12 protein-coding genes are annotated in these 13,317 nt (G+C 68.1%); 5 read left to right on the forward strand and 7 right to left on the reverse strand.

The annotated features are described in order from the left end of the window. Positions 1-120: 120 nt before the first annotated feature. From APZ15_RS24485 to APZ15_RS24495, 3 genes are all read left to right on the forward strand, one after another. A complete protein-coding gene (locus APZ15_RS24485) occupies positions 121-768 on the forward strand; it encodes an outer membrane lipoprotein (RefSeq protein ID WP_027790262.1) in 648 nt (215 codons plus the stop codon). Positions 769-980: 212 nt separating this feature from the next. Beyond that, the gene (locus tag APZ15_RS24490; protein ID WP_027790261.1) at positions 981-1,589 is read left to right on the forward strand and encodes a helix-turn-helix domain-containing protein; all 609 of its coding nucleotides are present in this window, start codon (positions 981-983) and stop codon (positions 1,587-1,589) included. A 166-nt stretch (positions 1,590-1,755) separates the two neighbouring features. Next, entirely contained in the window at positions 1,756-2,265 is a 510-nt protein-coding gene (locus tag APZ15_RS24495) for a GNAT family N-acetyltransferase (protein WP_027790260.1), read from the forward strand. 215 nt (positions 2,266-2,480) lie between these two features. Here APZ15_RS24495 and APZ15_RS24500 read toward each other — a convergent pair whose 3' ends face one another. Next, positions 2,481-3,095: a hypothetical protein gene (locus APZ15_RS24500; RefSeq protein ID WP_158605822.1), complete on the reverse strand. Its 615-nt coding sequence runs from the start codon at positions 3,093-3,095 to the stop codon at positions 2,481-2,483. A gap of 412 nt (positions 3,096-3,507) precedes the next feature. On the opposite strand from APZ15_RS24500, the gene APZ15_RS24505 reads away from it, so the two are divergent. After that, entirely contained in the window at positions 3,508-4,866 is a 1,359-nt protein-coding gene (locus tag APZ15_RS24505) for an aspartate aminotransferase family protein (protein ID WP_027790258.1), read from the forward strand. Between the two features lie 197 nt (positions 4,867-5,063). Here APZ15_RS24505 and APZ15_RS24510 read toward each other — a convergent pair whose 3' ends face one another. Then, complete coding sequence (locus APZ15_RS24510) at positions 5,064-6,239, reverse strand: M20 aminoacylase family protein (RefSeq protein WP_027790257.1); 1,176 nt, start codon at positions 6,237-6,239, stop codon at positions 5,064-5,066. A 29-nt stretch (positions 6,240-6,268) separates the two neighbouring features. Then, on the reverse strand, positions 6,269-7,501 hold the full coding sequence (locus APZ15_RS24515; RefSeq protein WP_027790256.1) for a diaminopropionate ammonia-lyase: 1,233 nt from the start codon (positions 7,499-7,501) through the stop codon (positions 6,269-6,271). 180 nt (positions 7,502-7,681) lie between these two features. On the opposite strand from APZ15_RS24515, the gene APZ15_RS24520 reads away from it, so the two are divergent. After that, positions 7,682-8,158 carry an Lrp/AsnC family transcriptional regulator gene (locus APZ15_RS24520; protein ID WP_027790255.1) on the forward strand — a complete coding sequence of 159 codons (477 nt, stop codon included), beginning with the start codon at positions 7,682-7,684 and terminating at the stop codon, positions 8,156-8,158. Positions 8,159-8,241: 83 nt separating this feature from the next. Here the strand turns inward: APZ15_RS24520 and APZ15_RS24525 are convergent, their stop codons facing one another. The 4 genes from APZ15_RS24525 to APZ15_RS24540 form a co-directional block, all read right to left on the reverse strand. Next, positions 8,242-9,966, reverse strand: a complete 1,725-nt coding sequence (locus APZ15_RS24525) for a tannase/feruloyl esterase family alpha/beta hydrolase (protein ID WP_027790254.1) — start codon at positions 9,964-9,966, stop codon at positions 8,242-8,244. 28 nt (positions 9,967-9,994) lie between these two features. Next, on the reverse strand, positions 9,995-11,134 hold the full coding sequence (locus APZ15_RS24530) for a porin (RefSeq protein ID WP_027790253.1): 1,140 nt from the start codon (positions 11,132-11,134) through the stop codon (positions 9,995-9,997). A gap of 67 nt (positions 11,135-11,201) precedes the next feature. Beyond that, on the reverse strand, positions 11,202-12,407 hold the full coding sequence (gene mhpT / locus APZ15_RS24535) for a 3-(3-hydroxy-phenyl)propionate transporter MhpT (protein ID WP_027790252.1): 1,206 nt from the start codon (positions 12,405-12,407) through the stop codon (positions 11,202-11,204). Between the two features lie 273 nt (positions 12,408-12,680). After that, complete coding sequence (locus APZ15_RS24540; RefSeq protein WP_027790251.1) at positions 12,681-13,175, reverse strand: MarR family winged helix-turn-helix transcriptional regulator; 495 nt, start codon at positions 13,173-13,175, stop codon at positions 12,681-12,683. Positions 13,176-13,317: the final 142 nt, after the last annotated feature.

A 13,317-nucleotide genomic window follows, 5' to 3' on the forward strand; every position in this document is an offset into this window, starting at 1 on the left:
ACTTTACACGTTGTTACCCGGCCGCACCGGACGCGCCACCTGCCATTCCTTATACTCACGCCGAGTTCGCCACCCGTCCTGGAATTCGTCGGCGAACCCGTTGCCGATGCAGGAATCATCATGATGCGCATGCCTTCCACGAAGACCGTTCTGTTCGCCTCGCTCGTCGCCGTCGCGGCGCTTCCGCTGACCGCCTGCGTCGCGCCGGGTTACTACGGCGCGCAGCCGGGGTATCCGCAGCAACAGCAATACGCGACGCCCGGCTACGCGCAGCCCGCGTATTCGCAACCGGGCTACGTGCAGCAGCAACAGCCGTATCCGAACCAGGCGCCGCAACCGTACGATCAGTACGGCAACCAGCAGCAATACGGGTCGCAGCCGTATGACCAGTACGGCAATCAGCAGCAATACGGCAACGGCTACGGCACGCAGTACGGCACGGTCTCGAACATCCAGCCGGTCAACGGTTCGGTCGGCCCGTCGGGCGTGGCCGGCACCGTCGTCGGTGCGCTGGTCGGCGGCCTGGTGGGCAACCAGTTCGGCCGCGGCCACGGCCGCGATGCGGCGACCGTGATCGGTGCGCTCGGCGGCGCGGTGGCCGGCAACCAGATCGGCCAGCAGATGGGCGCCGCGCAAGGCCCGAGCAGCTACCGGATCGACGTGCAGGTCAGCGACGGCACGATGCGCTCGTTCGACGTGCAGTCGCCGGGCAACCTCCGGCCGGGCGATCGCGTGCAGATCAACGGCAACCAGCTGGCGCGGTATTGATTCGGACGCGGTGCGCCTGACCTGATCGGGCGCATCTTCGCGCGTTTGACGTCGGGGCCGGTTCGGCGCGACGGCGTACCTGCTTCACCCCATCCTCATCCTTCGTGCCGGTGCGGCGCACATGATGCGCCGCCGACATTGCCGCGACACCGTCGCCCTCAACGCCCCCGTCGCGCGATCGCTCACCCGCATCAACGCCCGCGCTCCCGCGCCTGGCCGTCACACCCGCTCGATGCCGAGCCCGACGCGCGTCGACCGCGCGGCTGCGCGACGCGCGCAAGTCACGCGGCCTGACGCTCGCGCAACTGTCCGAGCGTTCCGGTATCGCGGTGTCGACGATTTCGAAGGCCGAGCGCGGCGACATTGCGCTCACCTACGACAAGTTCGCGGCGCTCACGCATGCGCTCGCGCTTGACTTCGACACGATGTTCGGCCGGCCCGCGCCCGCCGGCGCGATGACGCCGTCGTTCACGCCGGCCGGCCAGCAGATGGTCTACGACACGCCGAACCATGCGTACGGGATGCTCGCGAACGACCTGACCGGCAAGCGGATGGTGCCCGTGCGCGGGCGGATCCATGCGCGCAAGCTGTCGGACTTCGCCGACTACATCCGGCACAGCGGCGAGGAGTTCGTGTTCGTGCTGAGCGGCGAACTGGAGCTGCGCTTCGAGAACGGCCACGCGTACCGGCTCGGCGCCGGCGACAGCCTGTACTTCGACAGCGCTGTCGGGCACGTGTACCTGAGCCTCGGCGACACCGATGCCGAGGTGCTCGCGTGCTGCGTCGACGGCGACGCGCGGCGGCCGCGCGACGCGATCTGAACGCAACGGCGCGGCCACGGCGAGCGATGCGCCGAACGCCGACACGCGCGATCCGGATTCCCGTTAGGATCAGTACGATGCATCCCGCGGCCGTATCGGTCATAGCGGCCATATCGGCCATAGCGGCCCGCGCCGGCATGCATAACCCTCAACCGGAATCCCCTCGATGACGATCACGACTCGCCTGCTCGACGCGGCCGACGCCGCCCGTTTCCAGACCGTTCGCCTGCGTGCGGTCGACACCGCGCCCACTTCTTTCCTGCCGACGCCCGACGAAGAATCGCAGGTGCCGGTCGACGAATTCGCGATACGCATCACGCCGACCCACGAACGTGCCGTGTTCGGCGCATTCGACGGCGATACGCTCGTCGGCATCACCGGCGTGCGCCGCGATGCGCGCGCGAAGATCGCGCACAAGGCGACGATCTGGGGCGTGTTCGTCGATCCCGCCTATCGCGGGCAGGGCATCGCGCAGACGCTGCTCGAAAACGCGACCGCGCATGCGGCGCAGGCGTGGGGCTGCAAGCAACTGATGCTGTGCGTGAACGAGGTCAACGCCAACGCGGAGCGGTTGTACGCCTCGCAAGGGTTCGTCCGGTTCGGCACGGAACCGCGCTCGCTGTTCGTCGACGGGCGGTTCTACGACGAACACCACATGATCAAGACGCTGGCTTGACGCGTCCGGTCTGGCGATCGCGTTTGCCGGCCGCGCCCGGACGCAAACGCTCGCCCCCTCTCGCCCATGCGCATGCCGGCACGCCTGCCCGGCAATCGTCTCGTTCGTCGGCGCCGACTACTGGCGGCGCCTCCCCGACGAGATGTTGTGAATATTTATGCGCAAAAACTTTTATTGAAAAACGCGCGCCAAGCGATGCCCACCGGGTCGATTGCTCACTCACCCGTCGCCGCGATCGTTCCCGTCGCCGGCTCGCGCCCTGCGGAGGCGGCCGGCTCGAAGATCAGCACCATGTCGCCACGGTAACGTCCATTGGCTGGCGCCGCGTCGCCGGCAGCCCGCGCTTGCGCGCTGACCTTCACCTGACGGGTTTCGTCATAACCGTCGAAGCCGTCGTGCCCACGCTTTCCCAGCGTGAGCACGCGAGCGGCGTCGACAGTAATTTCGGCGTCGGCCGCGCTGCCCGCCAGCACGACCTTCGCGTTGGTCAGGTCGTCGCGGCCATTCGACAGCCTTAGCGGCTGCAGCAATGTGACGTTGATGTCTGGATTCGTCGTCCGTACGCGAATCGGCAGCGTTGCGCCGAGGGCCCGCTGGTCGCGATCCGTCGCGGTCAGTTCGACCACGTCGTATGCGGCGTTGTCCGGCCTCGAAACGAACAGGCTGTCACCAATGTGCGCGGTCAACGTGATCCGCTTGACGACGGCTTGCGGCGACGTCGGGCCGGCGTGGGCAATGCCGGCCAATACGCCGCATGCGACGAGTGCGGTGAGATGTGTTCCGATCTTCATTGGAGTGCTCCGTTTTCCGGATGGTTGTCGTTCGGGCACCTGATTCCGTCATCGCAGGAAAATCCGGGATTCATTTATCCCAAAATTAGCCGGCAATATCCCCGTGGAATTCGATATACCCAGCCGCATACGCGAACGCGCCGAGTCGGCGGATGCCGTCTCGTACGCCGCCAGGATACGATCGCCAGCCTTTACCGGCAGGCTCCGACGCGCTCCTCTCGTCACGGCATGCAATAACGATAGGTCACGGAACGTCCACTAAAAATCCATGGAAACCTGCACGGTTCTTTCAGGATTCCATTCACCAATGCCATCTCGGAATCAAATAGGACACGGGAGTCGATCGCACCAATTTCCGCCCGCCCCCAACCCGCCTCGGTAATTCCGCCTCTGTTCAGCCCCCTGCCGGCCGCGCTATCGTTTCTCCTTCTTCACAGCCCAGGAGCTGCCTTTGCCTTCCCGCCACGGAGTCGACCTCATCCGCGCCCGCGCGCTGTTCGAGCGCGAGCGCCAAGCGTTCACCGAAGCCATGCCGGTCTCCCGCGCCCTGTCCGCGGAAGCGTCCGAGCACTTGCTGTTCGGCGTGCCGTTGCACTGGATGCAGGACTGGTCGACGCCGTTCTCGCTGTATGTGAAGGAGGCGCGCGGCGCGACGTTCACCGACGTCGACGGCCATCGCTATGTCGATTTCTGCCTCGGCGATACGGGCGCGATGTTCGGCCACGCGCCCGAACCGGTCGCGCGCGCGCTCGTCGAACAGGCCACGCGCGGTTATACGACGATGCTGCCGAGCGAAGACGCCGCATGGGTGTCGCGCGAACTCGCGCGCCGCTTCAAGCTGCCGGTCTGGCAATTTGCGCTGAGCGCCAGCGACGCGAACCGCTTCGTGCTGCGCTGGGCGCGCGCGGCCACCGGCCGCAACACGATCGTCGTGTTCAACGGCTGCTATCACGGCACGGTCGACGACGTATTCGTCGATCTCGTCGACGGCCGCCCGGTGCAGCGCGACAGCCTGCTCGGGCAAGCCTACGACCTGCTCGCGAACACGCGCGTCGTCGAATTCAACGACCTGGGCGCGCTCGAAGCCGCGCTGAAGGATGGCGACGTGGCATGCGTGCTGGCCGAGCCCGCGATGACGAACATCGGGATGGTGCTGCCTGACCCGGGCTTCTGGGCGGCCGCGCGCGAGCTGACGCGCCGCTACGGCACGCTGCTCGTGATCGACGAGACGCACACGATCAGCAGCGGCCCGGGCGGCTACGCGGTCGCGCACGATCTCGACGCGGACATGCTGGTGGTCGGCAAGCCGATCGCGGGCGGCGTGCCGTGCGCGGTGTACGGGTTCAGCGCCGAATTCGCGGAACGCGCGAAGCAGGCGAAGCTGAACGCGCCGCCCGGCCATTCGGGCATCGGCACGACGCTCACCGCGAACATGCTCGCGATGCATGCGATGCGTGCGACGCTCGCCGAAGTCGCGACCGACGCCGCGTATGCACACATGTTCGAACTCGCCGCGCGGCTGGCGACGGGGCTCGAACAGGCGATCGCGAAACACGGGCTGCCGTGGTGCGTGACGCGTATCGGCGCGCGCACCGAGTTCCAGTTCGCACCCGTGCCGCCGCGCAACGGCACGATCGCGGGCGCGCAGCTCGACAGCGAACTCGAGCACATCGTGCACCTGTACCTGCTGAATCGCGGCGTGCTGATCACGCCGTTCCACAACATGATGCTCGTGTGTCCGCAGACTACCGCCGAGGACGTCGATCGGCTGGTCGCGCAGTTCGATGCGTGCCTGGGGGAACTGGTGTGACGCGGTGACGTTCGCGGCGGATGCGCATCGTGCGGGCACGGCGCTGTCGGTGTGCTCGCGATGCGCTGCCGCGTTGCGGAGCCGCTCGTGTCGCTCGTGTCGCTCGTGTCGCTCGTGTCGCTCGTGTCGCCGAACGGCAAAGCGGCCCGCCATCAAGCGAGCCGCTTCCCCTGATACGTCAATCGCGCGACGACACGTTACGCCGCCCGCAACGCCCGCCGCGCCACGTCCGCGAAATACCGCGCGCCCACCGGCAGGATCGCGTCGTTGAAGTCGTACGTCGCGTTGTGCAGCGGCACGCCGCCGAGGCCACCCGCTTCACCGTTGCCGATGAACACGAAATTGCCGGGCACCGCCTGCAGGAACGCGCCGAAATCCTCGGAGATCATCATCGGCTGCACGTCGGCATTCACCGCCTCCGCGCCCGCGACCTGCGCCGCGGCCCGCACCGCCGTGTCGACCCACTCCGGCGAATTCACCGTCGGCGCGAACTCGTGCGTGTACTCGAACGTGCACGCCGCGCCGTGCGTGCGGCAGATCCCTTCGCTGATCTCGCGCATCCGCGTTTCCAGCAGCGCCTGCACGTCGCGCGAATAGCTGCGCGTGTCGCCCTTGATCGTCACCGTCGACGGCAGGACGTTGCGCAGCCCGTCGGTGATGAACTCCGTGCACGAGATCACCGCCTGCTGACCCGGATCGAGATTGCGCGACACGATCGTCTGCAGCGCGAGCACGACCTGCGCGCCGATCACGATCGGATCGATGCCCATGTGCGGGCGCGCCGCATGCGTGCCGCGCCCGTCGATCCGGATCACGAAGTTGTCCTCGCTCGCCATGATGCCGCCCGCGCGCGTCGAGAAGGTGCCCGCGCGCATGCCCGGCATGTTGTGCGCACCAAAGATCGCGTCGACCGGGAAGCGCTCGAACAGCCCGTCGGCCATCATCGCCTTCGCGCCGCGGCCATGCTCCTCGGCCGGCTGGAAAATGAAACGCACGGTCCCGTCGAAATCCTTGCGCTCGGCCAGCAGTCGTGCCGCACCGAGCACCATCGACATGTGGCCGTCGTGCCCGCACGCATGCATCTTGCCCGGCGTGCGCGACGCATGTTCGCGGCCCGGCGCGTGCTCGGCGATGTTCAGCGCGTCCATGTCCGCGCGGATGCCGATCGCGCGCTTGCCGGTGCCGGCCGTCAGGTTCGCGACGAGCCCCGTGCCGCCGATCCCGCGATGCACGTCGAGCCCGAGCGTCGTCAGGATGCGCGCGACGTAGTCCGACGTGTTCACCTCCTCGAAACCCGTCTCCGGATGCTGGTGCAGGTGGCGGCGCCAGGTCTTCAGTTGCCCTTGCAGCGTGCTTTCGTCGATTGTGTCCATTGCGTTTGCCTCGTCGGTCGTGATGTCGTTCAGGCCGCCACCGTCGCGCGGTCCAGCCAGTCGCGCTGCCGCGCGAGCACGGCGTCGGCCGACTCGCCGACGCAGCTCCGGTACACGGACGGTGCCGTCGCGCCTTCCGTATTGATCGCCAGCACACGCGAATGCGCGTCGAGCCCAACCTGCCGCGCGCGTGCCGGGTCGCGCATCAGCACGTCCAGCCCCGCGACGCCGGCCGCGCCCGATTCGCCGGCCACGACCGGCACGTCGCGTTCGCTGCCGGCCGCGAGGCCGCGCATCGCCTGCACCGCGTCTTCGTCGTCGATCAGCATGAAATGGTCGATGCACATCTCGAGGAAATCCCACGCCAGCGGCGACGCCTCGCCGCACGCGAGCCCGGCCATCACCGAGTCGACGCTGCCGGTCGCCTTGGTGGCGCGCCCGGCCAGTGCACTCTGGTATAGGCAGTCGGCCTGGCGCGGCTCGACGACGATGAAATGCGGCCGCTCCACGCCGTCGCGCTCCCACAGATAACTCGCGACGCCCGCGGCGAGGCCGCCCACGCCGCCCTGCAGCAGCACATGCGTGAACGGCCGCCCGTCGTCCTGCGCCGCCTGCGCGGCGGCCTCGGCGGCGATCACGCCGTAGCCCTGCATCACGTCGCGCGGAATCGCTTCGTAGCCGTCGTACGACGTATCCGACACGACATACCAGCCGTTCGCCTGCGCGAGCTGTGCCGCGCAGACCACCGATTCGTCGTAGTTCCCCGCGATGCGCACGATCCGCGCGCCGTACGCGGAGATCGCGCGCTCACGCTCCGCATCGACGTTCGCGTGCAGCACGATCACGCACCCGCAGCCGATCGCGCGCGCGGCGGCGGCGAGCGCGCGGCCGTGATTGCCGTCGGTCGCGCTGATCACCGTCAGGTCGGCCAGTTCGGACGCATAGCGGCCGGTGACGAGCCCTTGCGGATCGAGATCCTGCTGGCGGCGCAGCCGCTTCACGAGCCGCACCAGCGCGATCGGCGCGCCAAGCGCCTTGAAGCTGCCGAGCGGCGAGCGGCACGACTCGTCCTTCACGCTGACGCTCGCGACGCCGAGCCGCGCGGCGAGATCCGGCAACACGCGAAGCGGCGTGCGCGCGTGGCCGACGAGCGGCCAGTGCGACAACCACGCGCCGCTTTCGTCGGCCGACGCGATGTTCATCACGCGGCGCAGCGCGTGGGGATAGGCAGCGCGCGATGCGCGGGGGTTGGCGATCAGCATGGCGAAAGGCTCGGGAACAGGGCCGCGCCGGCGGCCCGTCGGGTGGATCGGATCGGGCAAGCGCGGGTTGCGTTCGCCGTCGGTCCGAAAAATAATATTGCGCATCCCGGTCAATAAAATCGCCGAATCGACCGCTCATACGCAAAAATTTCTCATTCTTTCGAGGTTTCAAGCGCCATCATGACCACCCCACTCGATGCGTTCGATCGCAAGCTGCTGATGGAAATCCAGCGCGACGCGCAGACGCCGCAGAGCGAACTCGGCGCGCGCGTCAACCTGTCGACCGCGGCCGTGAACCGGCGCCTGAAACGTCTCGCGGACGACGGCGTGATCGAGCGCTACACCGCCGTCGTCGCACCGGACAAGGTCGATCATCCGCTGACGATCGTCGTCAACGTCGAGGTCGAAAGCGAGCAGATCGACCAGCTCGACGCGATGAAACGTGCGTTCGAGCGCTGCCCGCAGATCCAGCAGTGCTACTACGTGACGGGGGAATGGGATTTCGTGCTGATCGTCGCGGTGCGCAACATGGATCAGTACAACGCGCTCACGCGCGAGCTGTTCTTCGCGAACAACAACGTGAAGCGGTTCAAGACGCTGGTGAGCATGAGCCGCGTGAAGGTCGGGCTCGAGGTGCCGGTCGATCCGGGCGAATGAGTGAGTGAACGAGTGAGCGATTGCACACATGAAGCGGCCGACACGCGATCGCGCGCGCCGGCCGTTTCCCATCGACGGCTACGTCAGCGGCAACTGAAGCTCGCCGCCGAATTCACGTCGCCTGAACCGTTGTAGCGCGCCACCTGCGGATACGGGCACAGCGGGCGCGTGCGACCCGCGCCCCATGACGCCGGCACATCCGCACTCGGCACCGCGTTCGTCGCGTCGCGCGCGGCGGCCACCACCGTAGCGGGCGCCTGCCCCTGCTCGACCCACGCGACGAGCGGCGTCAGCAGGTCGAACTGGTCGGCCGCCGGCCCGCCCGAACAGTGGTTCATCCCCGGCACCGGATAAAGGCGCGCGAAATCCGACGCATCGCCGCCGTTCGCCTGTGCGAGCCGCGCATACCAGTCACGCGTGTCGTCGAACGAGAACACCGGGTCGCCGGTGCCGTGATAGACGAGCAGCTTCGCGCCGCGCGCCTTCAGCGCGGACAGGTTCGTCTCGTCGGGCGGCGTCATGAACGTCCACGCGGATTGCGTGTACGCACCGTTCGTCGCGAAGATCGCCGGTGCGTCGTTGTCCATGTCGAAGCCGAGCGCGAAACCGGGCAGGTTCGCGAGCGTCGCGGCGCTTTTTGGCGGCGTCGTGAACGTGAACGCCATCGCGGCCGGATCGAGCGTGATCGAATTCGACTGCTTCCACGCGGCCCAGCCGCCACCGGCGATGCCCGGGTCGTACGGAAAACCCGCGTAGAGTGCCGTGCCCGCGCTGTTGCGTGCGCCCGTGAACACGTTCTCGAGCGCGGTCTTCTGTGCGGGCGTCAGGCAGGCGCCCGTGCGCGTGCCGTTCGCGCAAGTCGGGACGTCCGACTCGACGCTGAAATGCGCCTGGCACGCGGCCACGTCCTGCACCATCCCGTCGGCCGTGCCGTCCAGCGCATCGCATTTCTCGAGGATCTTCGCGCCGACGAACTGCCGCTCCGCATCGGTGAAGCCGCTGCGGATGTCCGGCAGCCCGTTCGTCCCGGTCGCCGAGGCGATCTTCGCGAACTGTTGCGCGCCGTACATCTCGCCGATCGCCGCCTTCGGCAGATGAAAACCCGGATCGCCCGCGATGATGCCGTCGTAGTCGGCCGGGTTGCGCACGGCGGTAACCATCGCGTGACGGCCGCCGTTCGAGCAGCCGCCGAAATAGCTGCGGTCGGGCGCCTTGCCGTAAGCGAGCCGGATCACCTGCTTCGCCATCGGCGTGAGCGCGTCGACCGCGCCGTAGCCGTAGTCGATGCGCGCCTGCGGATCGAGGCCGAACAGCGGATTCTGCGCGGCACTGTGCCCGGAATCCGAACTGATCACGGCGAACCCCATGTTCAGCGCATCGTTCAACGGCCCGCCGCCGCCGATCTCGCCGGTCGCGGTCACGACATTGCCGTCGAGCCCGCCGTTCGCCTGGTAGAAGAAGCGGCCGTTCCACGCCTTCGGCAAGCGCATCTCGAAGCCGATTGCGTAGGTCTTGCCGTCCACCGCGCTCACGCGCTCGTTCATCTTCCCTTCGATCACGCAGTGCTCGGCGACAGGCTTGCCAGCCACCTTCAGCGCGCCCGCGGCCGCGGTCGTCACCGACGTGAACGACGTGTTCGCATACGCGAGCTTCGCGGCGAGCGCGTCGCAGGTCTGCGTCATCGCGGCCGGCGTCGCGGCGCTCATATGTGTCGGCGTGGCGTTGACCGAATCGTCGCCGCCGCACCCGGCGAGCATCGCCGCCGCGGACAGCGGCGCAATGTAAAGGAATGCAGATTTTCTGTTCAAGATATCCCTCGTTCGTCAGGCTGCCGAATCAGAACATGTGCCGTACGCCGACCATCGCGCCGAGCTGCCCCATCCCTTCGCCGGGCGTCGTGCCCGGCCCGCCGCCGCTGACCGCGTAGCGTGCATGCGCGCTGTTCCACAGATACGACGACTGCGCGTAGACGGCCGTGCGCTTGGTCAGCAGATAGGTCGCGCGCAGCGTGGCCATCGTCGCGCGCGTGTCGTGCGCGCTGTTGACGATCCGGTAGCCTTCGCCGTCGACGACGAAATCCGGCTTCACCGCATACGACGCGCCGACGAAGAACAGGTCGGAATGCGCGCCCGGCGCGGCCGGCGAACCGGTCGACACGCGCCGCCCGATCCAGCCCGCGCCGATCCGCGCGCCGGCCGCCTGCGCATACGCGCTCACGTGCGTGCGCGCGTCCTTGCCGCCGCTGCTCGTGAAAGGAACGGGCGCCACGCCATCGAAGAAGTTGGCGGCCGCGCCGGTGCCGCCGCGCTGCTCCTCGTACGACGCCGCCGCGCCGAAATACGCGCTGTCGTACTTGAGCATCACCGACCAGTTGCGGCACTGCGTGGCGTCGCCCGGCACCTGGCCCGCGCACGTGCCCTGCCCCGGCGAGTTGCCGGTGCCCGCGCCGTCCCGGCCGAACGAGTACGCGGCGCCGAGCGTCACGCCGCGATACGTGCCGACGTAGGTCACCGCGTTGTCGGAGCGGCCGTTCGGCACGTACGCGTCGAACGAACCGAGGCCGTAGATGTCGGGGCCGATGATGTCCGCGCCCTGCAGCGCGAGATAGGTCATCGTGTACTGGCGGCCGAACGCGAGCGTGCCGAAGCCGCCCTTCAGCCCGACGAACGCCTGCCGCCCGAACAGCCGGCCGCCCTGCCCGAGATCGCCGCCGCGCACGTTGAAGCCGCTTTCGAGCGTGAACACCGCCTGGTAGCCGCCGCCGAGATCCTCGGTGCCGCGCAGGCCCCAGCGCGACGGCAGCTCGCCCGTCACGCCCGGCATGCGCACCACGTGGTCGCCGGCCGCGTTCGCGTGCGACACGAACTCGACGCCCGTGTCGATGATCCCGTACAGCGTCACGCTCGACTGCGCGTGCGCGCCGGTCGCGGCCAGCGCGCATGCGCCGGCCGCCAGCAAGGCTTTGGTGTGCTTCATGGTGTTCGTCTCCAGACCTGTGTCGTAATCGCGCTCTACCGGCGCTCGTGGTTGAAATGGGAAGAAATCAGTCGTGCGCCTGCGGGCGCCGGATCAGCATCAGCGCAGCGACGGCGGCGACGAGCGTGACGGGAATGCTCGCGCCGATCACGACCGACGCGCTGCGGCCCATTGCGAGCAGTTCGGCGGCGGCGAGCGGCCCGACCACCGAGCCGAGGCGGCCGACGGCAACGGCGGAGCCGACGCCGGTACCGCGCATCGCGGTCGGGTAATAGATCGCGGCCAGCGCATACAGCACCGACTGGCCGCCGACGACGAACATCCCGGCCGCGAACGCGGCGGCGGACAGCCACAGGAGTCCGGGCGCGATCGCCAGCGCGGCAAGCGACAGCACGATCCCCGCGTACATGCCGCCGACCACGCGCGACGGACGCAAGCGGTCCATCGACATGCCGATGCCGAGCACGCCGAGGCCGCTGCCGATGTTGAAGAAGATCTGCACGATCCCGGCCTGGCTGCGCGCGAGCCCCTTCGCGGCCATCAGCGACGGCAGCCAGTTCAGCAGGAAATACAGCACGATCAGCGTGCAGAAGTAGCTGAGCCACAACGCCAGCGTCGTGCCGGTGCGCGAGCCGCCGAACAGCGTCTGTCCGACGCCGGGGCGCGCCGCGCCCGATGCGCTGACGTCGAGGAACGCACGCGATTCGGGCAGCAGTGCGAGCAGCAGCGGCGCGAGCAGCAGCGGGCCGACGCCCCCGACATAGAAAATGTGCCGCCATTCGGTGTCGCCTGCGAGCAGCACGCCGATCAGCGACGCGATCACGCCGCCGAACGGAATCCCGCAGTACATCACGGCCACCGCGCTGCTGCGCGAGCGTGCGTCGACCGCTTCCGACGACAAGGCAATGAGGTTCGGCATCGCGCCGCCGAGGCCGAGGCCGGTCAGCGCGCGAACGGCGACCAGCATCGCGAAGCTCGACACCTGCGCGGTCGCGATCGACAGCAGCCCGAACAGGCAGACCGACGCGATCAGCACGTGCTTGCGGCCGACCCGGTCGGCGAGCCAGCCGCCGAGCATCGCGCCCGGCAGCAGGCCGAACGTGCCCGCGCTGAACGCGAGCCCCATCTGTGAAACCGAGAGCCCGAATTCGTGGGCCATGCGCGGTGCCGCGACGCCGACCGACTGCAGGTCGAGCCCCTCGAGCAATGCGATCGCGAAACACAGGCCGAGCGTCGTCGCGACGGCCGGCCTTGCGGCAACGGAAGTGTCCATGTCGTCTCCTAACCGTGACTCGCGCGGCATACGCCGAACGCATGCGCGGTGTCCTTGCTTTATCGTGATCGGGTCTCGTCTATTTATCAGGTAACCTGATTAAGAACCCGAAAGAAAATCCCGTCGAGGGACGGGATGATTTAATAACAGGTAACCTGATATTTCAAGTGTCGCGAGCGCGGTGTTAACCCGCAACCCGTTCGCGACCCGCGCCATGCCGCGGCGTGGCCCGGCGCGGCCGGAGAAACCGGAACGAAAGACGCGGCGGCGTGCTCAGTCGCGCAGGTTGCGCACGAACAGCTCGAGCGTGCGGTGAACCTGCGCGACGTCGTCGGCGCTCACGTCGTCGCCGAGCATCCGGCGTTCGAGCGGCCGCAGCACCTGCTCGCATTCGCGCAGGATTGCCGAGCCCTCGTCGGTCAGGCGCAGCAGGATCACGCGGCCATGGCTGGGATCGGCCTCGCGCGTCACGAAACCGCGAGCGGCCATCGCAACCATCACTTCGTTCGCGGATTGCGGCGTGATGAACGAGCGCACCGCGAGTTGCGCATTGGACAGCGCGCCGCGCGCCTCGAGCACCGACAGCGCCGTGTACTGCGCAAGCGTCACACCGAGCGGCGCGAGCGCATCGCTCATCTGGCGGCGCAGCAGCCGGTCGAGATTGCCGATCAGGTAGGTAAGCCGCTGCTGCGAACGCATGCGCGGCCTGGCTTCGCTGGCGCGGGCCGTGCGTTTCGTGCCGGCCGGTTTGACGGGTGTCGAACTCATGAACGTGTCGGAAGGAGGATCGCGGGCCATCTTACCTCACGCGGTCCGTATATCAGGTCGTAATCAGCCCGTATATCGGCCCGTAATCGGCCCGCACGGCGGCTCGTGCCGGCCGGCGAGCCGCCCCGGGCCGTCTACGCCC

It is taken from the genome of Burkholderia cepacia ATCC 25416 (assembly GCF_001411495.1).
Classification (GTDB): Bacteria; Pseudomonadota; Gammaproteobacteria; order Burkholderiales; family Burkholderiaceae; genus Burkholderia; species Burkholderia cepacia.